General features: G+C 74.4%; 11 protein-coding genes. 8 read left to right on the top strand and 3 right to left on the bottom strand.

Annotated features, from left to right (window positions below):
* The first annotated feature begins 27 nt into the window (after positions 1 to 27).
* Positions 28 to 975 carry a hypothetical protein gene (locus AC02VZ_RS17140; protein ID WP_476475785.1) on the top strand — a complete coding sequence of 316 codons (948 nt, stop codon included), beginning with the start codon at positions 28 to 30 and terminating at the stop codon, positions 973 to 975.
* A complete protein-coding gene (locus tag AC02VZ_RS17135) occupies positions 945 to 1682 on the top strand; it encodes an ABC transporter permease (protein WP_476475784.1) in 738 nt (245 codons plus the stop codon). Before AC02VZ_RS17140 ends, AC02VZ_RS17135 begins: the two co-directional genes overlap by 31 nt.
* Before the next feature lie 170 nt (positions 1683 to 1852).
* Here the strand turns inward: AC02VZ_RS17135 and greA are convergent, their stop codons facing one another.
* Both greA and AC02VZ_RS17125 read right to left on the bottom strand, forming a co-directional pair.
* Positions 1853 to 2350, bottom strand: a complete 498-nt coding sequence (gene greA / locus AC02VZ_RS17130) for a transcription elongation factor GreA (protein WP_432058799.1) — start codon at positions 2348 to 2350, stop codon at positions 1853 to 1855.
* Between the two features lie 166 nt (positions 2351 to 2516).
* Complete coding sequence (locus AC02VZ_RS17125) at positions 2517 to 2915, bottom strand: DUF4307 domain-containing protein (RefSeq protein WP_432058798.1); 399 nt, start codon at positions 2913 to 2915, stop codon at positions 2517 to 2519.
* A gap of 148 nt (positions 2916 to 3063) precedes the next feature.
* On the opposite strand from AC02VZ_RS17125, the gene mca reads away from it, so the two are divergent.
* Positions 3064 to 3945, top strand: a complete 882-nt coding sequence (mca, locus tag AC02VZ_RS17120) for a mycothiol conjugate amidase Mca (RefSeq protein ID WP_476475783.1) — start codon at positions 3064 to 3066, stop codon at positions 3943 to 3945.
* Positions 3938 to 4216 carry a hypothetical protein gene (locus AC02VZ_RS17115; RefSeq protein WP_476475782.1) on the top strand — a complete coding sequence of 93 codons (279 nt, stop codon included), beginning with the start codon at positions 3938 to 3940 and terminating at the stop codon, positions 4214 to 4216. Before mca ends, AC02VZ_RS17115 begins: the two co-directional genes overlap by 8 nt.
* Before the next feature lie 609 nt (positions 4217 to 4825).
* On the opposite strand, the gene AC02VZ_RS17110 is transcribed toward AC02VZ_RS17115, so the two are convergent.
* Positions 4826 to 8026: a tetratricopeptide repeat protein gene (locus AC02VZ_RS17110; protein ID WP_476475781.1), complete on the bottom strand. Its 3201-nt coding sequence runs from the start codon at positions 8024 to 8026 to the stop codon at positions 4826 to 4828.
* A 718-nt stretch (positions 8027 to 8744) separates the two neighbouring features.
* Here AC02VZ_RS17110 and AC02VZ_RS17105 point away from each other — a divergent pair.
* The 4 genes from AC02VZ_RS17105 to AC02VZ_RS17090 all read left to right on the top strand — a co-directional run bounded on the left by AC02VZ_RS17105 (position 8745) and on the right by AC02VZ_RS17090 (position 14669).
* Positions 8745 to 10244 carry a histidine kinase gene (locus AC02VZ_RS17105; protein WP_476475780.1) on the top strand — a complete coding sequence of 500 codons (1500 nt, stop codon included), beginning with the start codon at positions 8745 to 8747 and terminating at the stop codon, positions 10242 to 10244.
* Positions 10241 to 10960, top strand: a complete 720-nt coding sequence (locus AC02VZ_RS17100; RefSeq protein WP_476475779.1) for a response regulator — start codon at positions 10241 to 10243, stop codon at positions 10958 to 10960. Before AC02VZ_RS17105 ends, AC02VZ_RS17100 begins: the two co-directional genes overlap by 4 nt.
* A gap of 191 nt (positions 10961 to 11151) precedes the next feature.
* On the top strand, positions 11152 to 12063 hold the full coding sequence (locus AC02VZ_RS17095) for an ABC transporter ATP-binding protein (RefSeq protein WP_476475778.1): 912 nt from the start codon (positions 11152 to 11154) through the stop codon (positions 12061 to 12063).
* Entirely contained in the window at positions 12060 to 14669 is a 2610-nt protein-coding gene (locus AC02VZ_RS17090) for an ABC transporter permease (protein WP_476475777.1), read from the top strand. The genes AC02VZ_RS17095 and AC02VZ_RS17090 overlap by 4 nt, the downstream gene beginning before the upstream one ends.
* Positions 14670 to 15071: the final 402 nt, after the last annotated feature.

The raw sequence follows: 15071 nt of genomic DNA, 5'->3' as shown, positions 1-15071 counted from the left end.
GACTGCTGGGAACTGCCGGTTGACGAGGTGGACGCGGCTGTCTGGTCCGAGATCGAGGGCCTGCTGAACAACAAGGGCAAGCTGCAAGAACTGGTCGAGGGCTGGCTGGGCACCGTCCCCGAGCGCGCCGCCTCCTACCGCCGCCGCATCTCCGAGCTGGACGTGCATATCGAGAAGAAGCGCAAGAACCGCAAGAAGAAGATCGCCCTGCTTCTCGCCTCCGTGGACGAGGACGACGCCGACCAGGACGACGCGAAGCTCGTCGAGGAGCTGAAGACCGAGCTGAAGGCGCAGGAGACCGAGCTGGCGGAGGAGAAGGACCGCGTCACCGAGTGGCTGGAGGAGGCCGAGGCCCAGGAGGAGCGCGCCCGTGACCTGCTCAAGGCGGTGGCCAACGTCAACACCGAGCGCGACTTCACCCTGACGCAGAAGCTCGACCTGATGGACCTGCTCGACATCCGCGTGCAGATCACCGACAAGGGAGTGCCCCGGCACAAGGGTCTGGTCGACCCGATCACCGAGTGGCACCGCGAGACGGGCACGCCGGTGCCTGCGGCCCTGACGGACGAGATGTGGGACCGGGTCAAGGACATCCTGTCGGGCACGCGCCAGTGGAAGGACGTACGCGGCGCCTTCGACGTGATGCTGGAGAAGCTGCGCACCTCGAAGCCGTGGAACGAGTACAGCGGGTCCGAGAGGATCGGTGGACGGGGCTACACGACGCTGTACCGGCGCGTGCACCACTGGCACAGCTCGGGGGAGTACCAGGCCGCCCTGGAGGCGCTCAGGGGCTTCGACGCGGCGCCTGTGCCCCCGGCCTGCCGGCTGCCTCACATGCTGGTGACCGGAGCGGTCGACCCGGAGTTCACCGCCGCTGACCTGGGAGAACAGGGCCACGAGGCGAGCTGCAAGAGTGACGACATGGCCGGACAGGCTTCCCCGAGATGGTCCTGTTCGGGATCATCCAGCCGGTGATGTTCGTCGTGCTGTTCACGTACGTCTTCGGCGGCTCGATGAAGATCGGCGACACCACCGACCCGAACGTCTACAAGAACTTCCTGATGGCCGGCATCTTCGCGCAGACCGTCACGTTCGCCACCGCCGGCTCCGGAGCAGGCATCGCGGACGACATGCAGAAGGGACTCATCGACCGCTTCCGCTCGCTGCCCATGGCCCGCGGCGCGGTGCTCACCGGCCGCACGGTCGCCGACCTCGTGCAGACGTCCATCACCCTGCTGGTCCTCGCGGTGGTCGCCCTGATCGTGGGCTGGCGTCCCGGCTCCGCGGAGCCGACCAACGTCGGCAAGATCCTGGCCGGCTTCGGCCTGCTGCTCCTGCTCGGCTACGCCTTCACCTGGATCGGCGCGCTGATCGGCCTGTCCGTGCGGACCGCCGAGGCGGCGACCTCCGGAGGGATCATCTGGCTGTTCCCGGTGACGTTCATCTCGAACGCCTTCGTCGACGCGAGTCAGATGACTCCCTGGCTGCGCCACATCGCCGAGTGGAACCCGTTCAGCGCCACCGTCCAGGCCTGCCGGGAACTCTTCGGCAACCCCGGAGTGTCCCCGTCGACCGCCTGGCCCATGCAGCACCCGGTGTGGGCGTCGCTGATCTACTCGGTCCTGATCATCGTCGTCTTCAGAACGCTGGCGGTGCGCAAGTACCGCTCGGCCGCCGCATGACGAACGCATGACGAAGCCCCCTGCCCCACGCGGGAGGCGCGGGACAGGGGGCCGGTCGGACCGCACGGGGGCCGCTGCGAGACCGGCGCGGGGCCGGTGCGGCGGGCTCGGCCGCCGTGGGGCTCGGTCGTTCGTGCAGCTCAGCCGTCGTAGGTCGGCCGTCGGGCGGCTCAGCCGTCGTAGGGCTCGGCCTTGAGGATCCGGACCGAGGCCATCTTGCCGTTGGGCAGCTCGTACTGGACGTCCTCGCCCACCTTGTGGCCCATCACGCCCGAGCCCAGCGGGGACTGCGGGGAGTAGGTCTCCACATCGGCGCTCGCGTACTCCCGCGAGGCGAGCAGGAACGTCAGGGTGTCGTCCTCGTCGCCGTCGAACGCGATGGTCACGACCATGCCGGGAGCGACCGTACCGTCGGCCACCGGAGGCTCGCCAACCTGGGCGTTCTCGAGGAGCTGGGTGAGCTGGCGCACGCGGAGCTCTTGCTTGCCCTGCTCCTCCTTGGCCGCGTGGTACCCGCCGTTCTCGCGCAGGTCGCCCTCCTCACGCGCGGCGGCGATCTTGGCGGCGATCTCCGTGCGCGCGGGACCAGTAAGGTACGCAAGCTCGTCCTTGAGCTTGTTGTACGCCTCCTGGGTCAGCCAGGTGACGTTCTCGCTGGTCTGGGTCACAGGTGCTCCTCGTAGGACTGGGAATACAAAGGATCGCCCTCCCCAGAAGATGTTCCTCCACGGATGGGCGAAACCACGAGCCTAACAATTCAGGGCAGGAAGGGGGAGGACATAAGCCACCGGACTCATGTCGTCGCAGGTCAGCGCCTGTGTTTTGACGGCGGCATCAGTCGGCGTGGCAGCCGATCAGCTCGGCGGACGTCGCCTTGCCGGTGGTGCGGAGCGTGACGACCTCGTCGATGCGGGTCCGGTCCCCGTCGAAGCGGAAGTCGGCCCGGCCGACCTCGGCACGGGTGGAGTCCACCGAGCGCAGCGTGCAGTAGCCGGCGGTGTCCGCGTCCTTGTGCACCTCCAGGTGCACGCGCACGGACTTCTCCCCGGCGTCGAAGCTGATCACTTCCGCGCTGATCTCGTTCTGGACCACGTAGTGGTAGCCGAACCAGCCGAGCAGCCCGAGCATCGCCGCACCCAGCACGGCTCCGATGATCTTGAGCATCCGGTCGGCACGCTCATCCGAGGAACGGCCGTAGCGGCCCTCGGGCGGTCGCGTGCTCGCCGTCGTCATGATCGTCTCCTCGGCAGGAAGGGGGACCCGGGTCCCGTGGGAGGCCCGGAGCGGAGCCCCGGAATTATTCGCCCCCCGGTTCGGTCACTATAGAAGCCCGAGACCGCGCCGACGCACGCAGGGCGCCGACCGACTGAGGATTTGAGTCTTGACTGACCAGTTGCGACTGATGGCCGTGCACGCCCACCCCGACGACGAGTCGAGCAAGGGCGCGGCCACCATGGCCAAGTACGTGTCCGAGGGGGTGGACGTGCTGGTGGTGACCTGCACGGGCGGGGAGCGCGGCTCCATCCTCAATCCGAAGCTCCAGGGTGACGCCTACATCGAGGAGCACATCCACGAGGTCCGCAAGAAGGAGATGGACGAGGCCCGCGAGATCCTCGGGGTCGAGCAGGAGTGGCTCGGCTTCGTCGACTCCGGCCTGCCCGAGGGCGACCCGCTGCCGCCGCTGCAGGAGGGCTGCTTCGCCCTGGAGGACGTCGACCGGGCGGCCGGCGAGCTGGTGCGCAGGATCCGCTCCTTCCGCCCGCAGGTGATCACCACCTACGACGAGAACGGCGGCTACCCGCACCCCGACCACATCATGACGCACAAGATCACGATGGTGGCGTTCGAGGGCGCGGTGGACACCGAGAAGTACCCCGAGGACGAGTTCGGCCCCGTCTGGCAGCCGCTGAAGCTGTACTACAACCAGGGCTTCAACCGTCCCCGCACCGAGGCCCTGCACGAGGCCCTGCTGGAGCGCGGCCTGGAGTCGCCCTACGGGGACTGGCTCAAGCGCTGGGCCGACTCCGAGCGCAAGGAACGCACGATCACCACGCACGTCCCGTGCGCCGACTTCTTCGAGATCCGCGACAAGGCGCTGATCGCGCACGCCACGCAGATCGATCCCGACGGCGGCTGGTTCCGGGTTCCGATGGAGATCCAGAAGGAGGTCTGGCCCACCGAGGAGTACGAGCTCGCCAAGTCCCTCGTCGACACCTCCCTCCCCGAGGACGACCTCTTCGCGGGCATCCGGGACAATGGCTGACATGAGCGCGAGTGCAAGCCTGGCAGTGACGCACCTGGTCCCCCTTGCCGAGGAATTCGACAAGAACAAGGTCACCCCCGGCGTCCTGGGGTTCATCGTCTTCGCGGCGATGGCCCTGGCGGTCTGGGCCCTGATGAAGTCGATGAACCGGCACATGAACAGGGTCGACTTCACCGAGTCCCCGGAGCCGGGCGCGGAGCCGGGCGCGAAGGCGGGCGCGGAGGCCGAACCGACGGCTGCCTCCGGCGCCGCCAAGGACAAGAAGGACTGAACCGTGGGCTCTCCGCCCCGGCGGAGAGCCCACGGTCCGGCCCGCCGGGCCCCGGGCCACTTCACGGCCTCCTGGCCCGCGACACCGGTCGCCGCCGTCTCCCGCGGCCACGCGTCGGTCGCCGCCGCCTCCCTCGGCCCGGCCCGGGCCCGGGCCACCTCCCGGCCTCCCGGCCTCCCGGCCTCCCGGCCTCCCGGCCTCCCGGCCCCCGGACACGGGGCGCTGCCGCCTCCTCGGCCCCGCGCCGGGGCGGGTCGCCCCCTACGGCTCCCTTCACGACCCGGCGCAGGGCCGGGCGGGGTCGCCCTTCACGACCTTGTGCTGAGCCGGGCGGGTCGCGGTTCGACGGCAACGGCCTGAGCCGGGGGGTCGCCGTCCGCCAGCCTCGGCCTGCGCGGTACAGGCCGCCGTCCCACGGCCCGGCCCCTTCCCCACGCCGGAAGCGCTGCGGTCGGCATCGGACGTGCCGTCCCTCACGCCTGAAGCGCTGCGGTTCGGCACCGGCGTGCCGCTCCGCACGCCTCACCTCCCCTGGAGTCGCCGGGCAGGCCCCGCTGCCCGCCTTCCGGCCGGGCGTCGGCCGGAGGGGCCCGGCCGCCCGCCACCCGGCTACGGCTCCGCCGTGACCTGCACGCCCATGACCTCGCGGGCGTGACGGCCGGGCACCATGCCCAGGCGCCAGGCCTGCCAGCCCGCCTCCAGGGTGACGCCGCGTTCCAGCAGCAGCTGGAACGCCTCCACGTAGTCGTCCAGCTTCTCGTCGCGCAGCGGATGGCTGTCCCGCGCGAGCCGGGACAATTCCTCCTGGGCCACCGCCGTGCCGACCTCCGTGCCACCGGGGGCCGCGTACGGGAGGAGGGTGCAGCGCAGGAAGCGGGCCCAGTCCTCGCCGCGCCGGTCCCCGTAGGAGGCGAACAGCGGCACCGCCTCGTCGCACAGCGCCAGCGCCTGCTGCGTGCGCGCGTTCCCCGCGTCGACGACCGCCAGCTCCAGGCACGTCCACGCCTCACCGTGCGCGACGCCGATGCGCCGGAAGTCGGCGCGGGCGTCCACCAGCAGCTGACGGGCGAACCCGGAGTTGCGCAGCGAGCCGGTCCGGGCCGCACGCTGGTCGCGGGTGACCCGGGCCGAGTGGTGCCGGGCGCAGGCCAGGCCGTAGACGTCCCGCATCCGGGAGAACATCGTGCGGGAGCGTTCCAGCTCGCGCACCGCGCGGTCCAGGTCGCCGGTCTCCTCCAGGGCCTGGCCGAGGTAGTACAGGGTCCACGCCTCACCGCGCGCGTCCTCGTTGTCCCGGTGCCGGGCCGCAGCCCCGCGGAGGTCCTCCACCGCCGGGGAGGCGTCCCCCGTCACCAGCCGGGTCCGGGCCAGCTGGGTCAGCGCCCAGGCCTCCCCGCGGCCGTCCCGGGTGCGGCCGTACAGCTCCAGGGCGGTGCGCAGCTCGTCTTCGGCCCGTGCCGCGTCCCCCAGCAGCAGGTGCAGCTGGCCCAGCTGGAAGTGTGCCCACGCCTGGCCGTGCACGGACTCGCCCGCGCGGTGCAGCACCAGGGACTCGGTGAGCAGGCCGAGCGCCTCGGACAGGCGCGCCCGGTCGCGTTCGACGGCGGCCAGCGCGTGCATCGTCCACGCCCGGTCCGTGGCCAGCTGGGGAGCGGCCTGCAGGGCGAGGGACTCCCGCAGCTTCGCCGCCGCCTCCGTCAGGTTCCCCTGGTGGTGCAGCGTGATCCCGAGCGAGGCGAGCGCACGGGCCGCGCCCGCGTCGTGGTGCGCCTCCCGGTAGAGGTCCACCACGGAGGTGAGGGTGGTGCGGGCCTTGTCCAGTTCGCCCAGCTGCCGGGCGGCGATGCCGGTGCGCCACTGCACCGATCTCACCAGCAGACCCTCGTCCACGGCCTGCGCCAGCTCGCTGATCTCGCCCAGCCGGTACAGGTCGCCGCGGAGCAGGCAGTAGTCGCACAGCGCGCCGAGCAGGTTCAGCACCGCCGCCCGGTCGACGCCCTCCGTGTGCCGCAGCGCGGCGGTGATGAAGCTGGACTCGTCGTCCAGCCAGCGCAGGGCCTCCTCCAGCGAGGTGAAGCCGTAGGAGCCGAAGCGGTCGGACCGGGTCGACACGTTGCCGTCGACCAGCCGCAGGACGGAGTCGGCGAGCTCGGCGTAGTTCACGATCAGCCGTTCTTGCGCCGCCGACCGCTCGGCGGGGTCCTCCTCGTCGTGCAGCCGGGCCCGGGCGAAGGAGCGCACGGTGTCGTGCAGCCGGTACCGGCCCTCCCGGACAGGGCTGATCAGGCCGGCTCCGGCCAGGGCCCGAAGGTGCCGGGTCGCCTCGGTCTCGTCGGTGGCCAGCAGCGCGGCGGCTGCCGCGGCGCCCAGCGAGGCGCGGCCGGCCAGCGCCAGCCGGCGCAGCAGTCGCCGTACGGTCTCCGTCTGGTCGGTGTAGCGCAGCCACAGCGCGCGCTCCACCGGCTCCACCGGTCCGTAGGCGCCCAGGTCGGCGGCGAGGGCGCGCGGTGATCTCGGGCCGAGCGAGGAACCGGCGATCCGCAGCGCCAGCGGCAGCCCGCCGCACAGCTCCCGCACCCGGTCCACGGCCTCGGCGTCGTACGGGCCGGAGGAGTCCTGCGCGGCGGCCGACAGCAGTTCCTCCGCGCCCGCCGGGTCCAGCGCCTCCACGGCCAGCTGGTGCACCCGCGCGGGCAGGTCGTCGGGCAGTCCGAGCGGGGCGCGGGCGGTGACCAGGATCAGGCTGTCGGACCGCTCCGGGACGAGGGCGCGCACCTGCATCGGGTCGGAGGCGTCGTCGAGGACGATCGTGACCGGCAGCCCCGTCAGGTGCTGCTGGTACAGCTCGCTCAGCCGCTTGACCTGCTGGTCGGCGGAGGAGCGTTCGCGGAACAGCAGTTGCTCGCGGGGCGCGCCGAGCCGGTTCAGCAGGTGCAGCAGCGCGTCCCGGGTGGACAGCGGCGGCTCGCCCGGGCTGTCGGCGCGCAGGTCCACCACGCAGGCTCCCCGGAAGTGGTCCCGCAGCTCGTGCGTGGCCCGCACCGCGAGGGTGGTCCGCCCGCTGCCCGGCGCGCCGTGCAGCACCACCACCGTGGGCCGGGTCTCGGTGTTCGCCCGCGCGGACTGCACCCACTGCCGGATCCGGCCCATCTCCTGCCGACGTCCGGCGAACAGCCCGACCGGCTCGGGCAGTTGCCGGAACGACTGCTCCAGTGCGGTCCGCCCGCGCGCCGCCGCGCTCTTGTCCGCGCCGCGCAGCCGCGGCCCCGTCTTCCGCGGACCGGTCGACGCGGCCAGCACCCGCTGCTGGTCCAGGAAGGGCCGGATGCCCCGCACCTCCAGGGCGGTCAGCCACTGGAGCCGCAACTGCTCGGGCCCGCCGGGCTGGCTCACCGAACCGGCCCGGCGGTGCGCGGCCGGCACGTGCGTCCCGGCCACCTTGATCACCGTCGCGGCGGCCCCGGCCACGCCCACGGTCACCCCGGCGCTCACCGCCGTCCCGACGCCGGTGCCGAGCGCCACGTCGGCGACCACCGCCGCCACGCCGGCCACCCCGGCCACGAGTAACGGCGTCCCGGCGCCCTCACGGGCGTACCGCTGGCGGAAGGTGAGCCGCCCGGCCTCCGCCTCGTCCAGCGCGTTCACGTACGCCTCGTACTCCTCGGCCGCGGTCGCCGCCATCGCGTCGAGCGCCCCGCGCGCCCGGCTCAGGAGCACCTTCCCGTCCGTACGTCCCCCGGTGCGGCGGACCTCCTCCTCGACGGCCCGGCCCAACAACCGCTCGGCTTCCGCCCGATGACTGTCCCGCATGCCTCGTCCCCCTCCGGCGGCGACGCCCCTTCCGGCCCCGTTCACTGATCCCCAGTGTGTCGTCCGGGTGCCGTCGTGGGGAGGGGGCAGCCGGGAGGGACGGGACGGAGGGACGGGCGGAGGGGCGGCACGGAGGGACGGGCGGAGGGGCGGGCACGAGGGGCGGTTCGGAGGAGGCTGGGGCCGGGGTCGGGGTCGGGCTCGGAGCCGGACGGAGGGACACCCGGCGGCTCCCGGTCGCCGGTGCCGGCCCGGTGCTGTCCCGGTCCGGCCACCCCCCTACCGGGGTATCACCCGGACATGGCTCCCCGGGGTGACGCCTCACGGGCGCTTTCTTCCCTACCCTGCGCAGCGTGAGCGGGGACGGGACGGAGGGAGACGGGCGGATGCGGAGTTCCGGGGCAAGGCGAGCGGCCACCGCGCGGCCGGCCGTCACCGCCCCGGCCGGCTCCCCAGCAGCACCTGGGCCCCCGACAGCACCTGGGCCCCCGACGGCGACGCACCCGCGGCGGTCGTGCCGGACGGAGTCGGCCCGGTGGTCCGGCCCTCGCGGCCGACTACGGTGGGTTCCCGTGCACCCGCAGGTACACGTGCCGCCGGAACCCCAGGTGCCGGAACGCCACGTACGGGACAGCCACCTGCCGGACTGCCACGTGCCGGACGGTCGGATGCCGGGCGGCCGGTCGCCGACCGTACACGAGCACGAGAGGGTGGGCCCTTGACTCCGGTGAAGGAGGAACCGCCGCGCGCGCTGCTCGCGACGTCCTCGCGGCGGTGGGTGCGGGCGCTGCCGTGGGCGCTGGCGTTCGTCCTGGCCGTCTCCCTGCTGCCCACCACCATCGTGGTCCTCACCGCCGACTACGGACTGAACGGCGCCGTCGCCGCCGGGCTGGCCGTCGGGCAGGCCGCGCCGCTGCTGCTCGCCGTCGCACGACCGCTGCGCGCCTGGTGCGTGGTCTTCGTCGCGGACGTGGCCGGGGCGGTCGCCCTGTTGGGCGTCGACTTCGAGGAACGGCTGCTGTGGCCGTTCCCGCCCCCGGGGCTCGTCGGGTACGTCGCGCTCTGCCTCGCCCTGGGCCTGCGCGAACGCCGCCGGACGCTGCTGCTGGTGTGGCTGGCGACGGCGGCGGCCAACGTCGGCCTCGGCTTCGTCGCCCCGCACGGCGTCGGGGCCCAGGAACTGCTGCTGACGATTCTCGGGGGCGTCGCGCTGCTGCTGGGCGGTGCGCTGCGCGAGCGGTACGAGGTGCAGCGCCGGCTGGCCGAGCAGGAGACGATCAGCGAGGCGGAGCGCGCCCGGCGGACCCTGCTGGAGGAACGCGCCCGCGTCGCCCGCGAGTTGCACGACGTGGTGGCGCACCACATGTCCGTCATCACGGTGCAGGCCGACACCGCCGAGTACCGCCTGCCGGGCCTTCCCTCGGACGTGCGCGGGGAGTTCACGACCATCGCGTCGACCGCGCGGGAGGCGCTGGGGGAGATGCGTCGCCTTCTCGGCGTCCTGCGGAGCGAGGAGGCGCGCGGTGAACTCGGGCCCCAGCCGGGCCTGACGCAGATCGGACAGCTGGTGGAGGCGACGGCACGGGCGGGCGGGCCGGTGGACTACAGCCCGTGCGAGGGCGAGGGCGAGGTGTCCGTGCCCGACGCGGTGGGGCTCTCGGCGTACCGGATCGTCCAGGAGGCCCTCGCGAACGTCGTACGCCACGCACCGGGAGCCCCTACCCGGGTGTCCCTGACGTTGTCGCAGTCGCAGTCGCGGTCGCAGCCGGACCCGGACCCGGGCCGGGAGCCGCAGCCGGAGCCGGAGGGCGACCGGGACGGTCGACTGCTCACCGTGCTGGTGGTCAACGGGCCGCCGCCCCGGCCACCCGGCCGGCCGCTCGAAGCGGGCGGTGGCACCGGACACGGACTCGTCGGCATGCGCGAGCGGGTGCGACTCGTCGGCGGCACCCTCGACGTGGGGCCGCTGCCGGACGGCGGATTCCGGGTCGCCGCCCGCCTGCCCGTGAGCGGAGCGCCCGGAGCCACGCAAGCGCCTGGAGAAACCGGAGCGCCAGGAGAATCCGGAGCGCCACGGGAAACCGAAGCGCCCGGCGCGACCGGAACGAACCGGGAAATCGGGGAGACCGGGGAGACCCGGGAGACTGGTGAACCCGGAGAGACCAGCGAGACCGGGGCAACCAGGGCAACCGGAGAGACCGGAGGGGACTTCACGTGACGACGCGCGTCATCATCGTCGACGACCAGGCCATGGTGCGGGCCGGGTTCGCCGCCCTGCTGGCCGCCCAGAGCGACATCGACGTGGTGGGCGAGGCCTCCGACGGTGCGCGGGGCGTCGAACTCAGCCGGCGCACCCGTCCGGACGTCGTGCTGATGGACGTGCGGATGCCCGAGATGGACGGGCTGGAGGCCACCCGCCGGCTGCTCGCGCCCCCGTCGGGCGCAGGCGGAGCCACCGCCCCGGCCCCGGTCGGCCCGGGCCTCGCGGGTGAGCACCGGCCGCGGGTCCTGATGCTCACCACGTTCGACGTCGACGACTACGTCTACGAAGCGCTGCGGGCGGGCGCGAGCGGTTTCCTGCTGAAGGACGCACCGCCCGCCGACCTCATCGCCGCGGTGCGCATCGTGGCCGCGGGTGACGCGCTGCTCGCCCCGTCCGTGACCCGCCGGCTGATCGCGGACTTCGCCCGGCAGCGTCCTGCCGCGCGGGGCAGACCCGAGACGCGGCTCAAGGCGCTGACGGAACGCGAGACCGAGGTCCTCACCCTGGTCGCCCGCGGCCGGTCCAACACGGAGATCGCCGAGATCCTGGTCCTCGCCGAGCAGACGGTGAAGACGCACGTGAGCCGTGTCCTCACCAAGCTGAATCTGCGCGACCGCGCACAGGCGGTCGTCCTCGCCTACGAGTCGGGCCTGGTGACCCCGGGGGAGTAGGCGACCGGCCCCGGCGCACCGCTCCCGAAACCGCCTCCCGCGCCGCACCGTCTCCCCGCGGCCCTCCTCCACCCCCTACCGGGGTAGCACTCCCACATCGGCTCCCCGGTATGACGCCCGGCGCCCGACCCTCGTCGCACGGTTGCCCCGTACCGACGAACGGTCACGCACCGGAGTGAGGGAGAGCAGCCATGAGACTACGCAGGGGCGAGCGGCGGACGGCGCCCGGCGACGGGCCGGCCCCGGACGGGCGCACCACCGCCCCGGACGGGCGCCGCACAGCCACAGTCCCGGACGGGCACCCCCCAGCCCGGGACGGGCGCCTCGCGGCGCCGGACGACGGGTCCGGTGCCGCCGTGGAACTCCGTGGCGTGCAACGGCAGTACGGCCGGGGCGCGGGCGCCGTGCACGCCCTCGCCGGCGTCGACCTCGCTCTCGCCCGCGGCACCTTCACCGCCGTCATGGGCCCCTCCGGGTCCGGCAAGTCGACCTTCCTCCAGTGCGCTGCCGGACTCGACCGGCCGTCGGTGGGTTCCGTACGGCTCGGCGGTACGGAGATCACCGGCATGAGCGAGAACGAGCTGACCGAACTCCGCCGCAGCCGCCTCGGTTTCGTCTTCCAGGCGTTCAACCTGCTGCCGTCGCTGACGGTGGAGCAGAACGTCCTGCTGCCGTTGCGCCTGGCCGGGGTGCGCCGCGGCAACCAGGGGCGGGCGGCGGAGGTGCTCGCGCAGGTCGGGCTCGCCGACAAGGCGGGGCGCCGGCCCGGGGAACTGTCCGGCGGCCAGCAGCAGCGGGTGGCGGTCGCCCGCGCCCTGGTCTCCGCGCCGGACGTGGTGTTCGCCGACGAACCCACCGGCGCCCTCGACACCGGGGCCGCCGCCGAGGTCCTGGGGCTGCTGAGGAACGCGGTGGACGCCCTCGGCGCCACCGTCGTCATGGTCACCCACGACCCGGCCGCGGCCGCCTGGGCCGACCGGGTCCTGTTCCTCGCCGACGGCACCCTCGCCGGCCATCTCGAACGGGCCCCGGCGGAACGGATCGCGCAGCGGATGACGGTGCTCATCGCCCGCGCCGGCAGGACGGCGGGGGTGGCGGCATGAGGCGTCCCAACGGCCTGGCCCGCGCGGCGGTCCGCTTCAAGCCCGCGTCCTTCGCCGGGACCTTCCTCGCGCTGATGATGTCGGCGCTCATCGTCACGGCGTGCGGGGTCCTGCTGGAGACCGGCCTGCGCGCGAGCGTGCCGCCGCAGCGCTACGCCGACGCGCCGGTCGTCGTGGCGGCCGACCAGTACGTGCGCGTCGTCACCGGCAGCGGGGAGGACCGGGAGGAGGAGGCGGTCCCGCTGCCCGACACGGCGCGCGTCGACGTCGCGCTGGCGGAGCGGGCCGCCCGGGCACCCGGCGCGGCGGACGTCGTCGCGGACTTCACCTTCCCGGTCCGCCCGGCCGCCCCGGCCGTCACGGCCGTCACGGCCGCCACGGCCGGAAGGACCGATGGTTCCGGGGGTGCCGGTGGTGGTCCCGGGGGTTCCGCCCCGGCCGGCTCGGTCAGGGCGCTCACCGGGCACGGATGGGGGTCCCACGCCTTCACCGGGACCGCGCTCAGCGAAGGCTCCGCACCCCGCGAGGGCGAGGTCGTGCTCGACGCGCGGACCGCCCGCGCCCTGGGGACCGGCACCGGCGGCACCCTCACGCTGGACACCGCGGCCGGGCGGCGGGACTTCCGCGTCGCGGGCCTCGCGGCGCCCGGGCCCGGGGACGCCCCCGGACCGCGCGGCACCGGCTCCGCGGGGACGGCCCTCGCCTGGTTCGCCGACGTGCAGGCTCCCGCTCTGGCCGGTCACCCCGGCACGGCGGACGCCGTCGTCGTCCTCGCCCGGCGGGGCACCGAGGCGGGCGCCCTCGCCGCCGCCGTGCACACGGCCCTGGACGGCACCGGCGCGCGGGTCCACGTCGGCGACGACCGGGGTGCGCTGGAGGACCCGCTCCTCGGTCACGCCAAGGAGACCCTCGTCGGGATCGGCGCGTCGTTCGGGGGCATCGCCACCCTCGTCGCGGTCTTCACCGCGGCCGGGACCGTCGCCCTGTCCGTGGCGCAGCGGGCTCGCGAGTTCGCGCTGCTGCGCGCGGTCGGCGCCACCCCGCGGCAGATCCGCCGCGCGGTCGCCTCCGAAGCGCTCCTGGTGGCCCCCCTGGCCGGGCTCCTCGGCTGCCTTCCGGGCCTCGGGCTGGCGCACTGGTGGTTCGGGCAGTTGCAGGACCGCGGGGCGATCCCGGGGGCGGTGCGGGTGCACGTCTCCGCCTTCCCGCTGCTCGCCGCCGTCGGCCTCGGACTGCTCACCGCGCTCGGCGCCGGCTGGGCGGCCGGCCGCAGGCCCGCGCGGATCAAGCCGGGTCAGGCGCTGACCGAGGCCTCGGTGGAGCGGCTGCGCCCGGGGCCCGTCCGGACCGCTCTGGGTGTCGCCGCCCTCGTCGGCGGCGCGTTCCTCACCGGGGTCTCCGCCCGTTCCGCGGGGGACGACGCGGCCGGCGCGGCACTGGGCGTCGTCATGTGCTTCATGTTCGCCGTCGCCCTGCTCGGTCCGCTGATCGCACGGCTGGGCGTCGGACTCCTCGGCCCCGCACTGCGCGGCGCGGGCCCGGTCGCCCGGCTCGCCGCCGCCAACTCCCGCGCGAACGCGCGCCGTCTGGCCTCCGCGATCACCCCGGTCGTGCTCGCCCTGTCCTTCGCCTCGACGCTCGTCTTCATGAACACCAGCGAGCACCGGGTCGCCGACCGGCAGCTGCGCGAGGGCATCACCGCGGACCACGTGGTGACCGACCCGGCCGGGCTCCCGGTCGACGCGGCGGCCCGTGCCGCCCGGCAGCCGGGGGTGGAGGCGGCCGTCGGTCTGCTGACCACCCAGGTGCTGGTCCCGGTGGGGTCGGGGGAGTTCGCGGCCCTGCAGGGGGCCCGGGTCCAGGGCATCACGGGCACCGGTGCGGAACTCGCGGCGGTGCAGGACCTCGACGTGCGCGACGGCAGCCTCGACCGGATCGGCCCCGGCCGGATCGCCGTCGACCGGACCCTGGCGACCGCGGCCGACGCGGGCGTCGGCGACCGGCTCCCGCTCCACCTCCCCGACGGCACCCGGGCCGCCCCCGAGATCGTCGCCGTCTACGGCCGGGGCCTCGGCCTGGCCACGGTGACCATGGACCGGGCGTCCCTGGCCGAGCACGTCACCTCCGGCTTCGACAGCACCCTGCTGGTACGGGGCGGCACGAAGGAGTCCCTCGCCGCGCTGGGCACGGTCACCGACGCGTCCGGCCACGCCGCCGAACGCGGCCTTGAGGCACGGCTGGGCGACTGGACCAACCGCACGATGGCGGCCCTCCTCGGCGGCTTCGCCGCGGTCGCCGCCGTCAACACCCTGGTGATGACGGTCCTCGACCGCCGTCGCGAACTGGGCACGCTCCGCCTGGTCGGCACGACCCCGCGCCAGGTCCTGGCCATGCTCCGCTGGGAGAGCCTGCTGGTCTCCGCCATCGGCGTGGCCCTCGGCTCGGCGATCGCCGCGGCCACCCTGATCCCGATGGTGCGCGGAACCACCGGCGCGCTGCCCCACGTACCGCCCCTGGTGTACGGCGGCTTCGTGATCACCGTCGGCGGCCTGGCCCTGCTCGCGGTCACGCTGCCCGCCCGGGGCGTCCTGCGACGCCGCCCCTGACCGGCGTCCGTGACCGCGCCCCGGACGGCACCCGTGACGGCGGCCCGGACCGGCGTCCACGGCGGCGGCCCTGACGGCGGCTCCGGTGGGCCCAACGGCCCCGCCGCCCCGTTGGTCCCACCGGCCCCATCGGTCCCACCGGCCCCATCGGTCCCACCGGCCCCGCCGGTCCCTGGCCATCCCCGTCGGTCCCGATCCATCCCCTCCGGACCCGACCCATCCCGGCGCCGGTCCGGGGCCGCCCCGCCGCCCGCGCCCGCGCGGTCGACGTGCGGGCCACGGCCGTCCGCGCGACCGGCATCCGCACCCGCCGACAGCCGCAATCCGGATCCGCATCCGCACCCGCATCCGTCCGCAGCAGGCCACGACCCGGCGCCCCGCCGGCATCCGGCCGCCCCGCAA

This window comes from Streptomyces sp. 3-6 (assembly GCF_056323165.1).
The sequence above is the reverse complement of the archived record's forward strand: the minus strand, read 5'-3'. Positions and strand labels throughout refer to the sequence as shown.

Excerpts from the sequence above, each read along its gene's own strand:
- AC02VZ_RS17090 (WP_476475777.1), top strand. The coding sequence starts at position 12,060 with ATGAGGCGTCCCAACGGCCTGGCCCGCGCGGCGGTCCGCTTCAAGCCC.
- AC02VZ_RS17095 (WP_476475778.1), top strand. The coding sequence starts at position 11,152 with ATGAGACTACGCAGGGGCGAGCGGCGGACGGCGCCCGGCGACGGGCCG.
- AC02VZ_RS17115 (WP_476475782.1), top strand. The coding sequence starts at position 3,938 with ATGGCTGACATGAGCGCGAGTGCAAGCCTGGCAGTGACGCACCTGGTC.
- AC02VZ_RS17135 (WP_476475784.1), top strand. The coding sequence starts at position 945 with ATGGTCCTGTTCGGGATCATCCAGCCGGTGATGTTCGTCGTGCTGTTC.
- AC02VZ_RS17125 (WP_432058798.1), bottom strand. The coding sequence starts at position 2,915 with ATGACGACGGCGAGCACGCGACCGCCCGAGGGCCGCTACGGCCGTTCC.
- AC02VZ_RS17110 (WP_476475781.1), bottom strand. The coding sequence starts at position 8,026 with ATGCGGGACAGTCATCGGGCGGAAGCCGAGCGGTTGTTGGGCCGGGCC.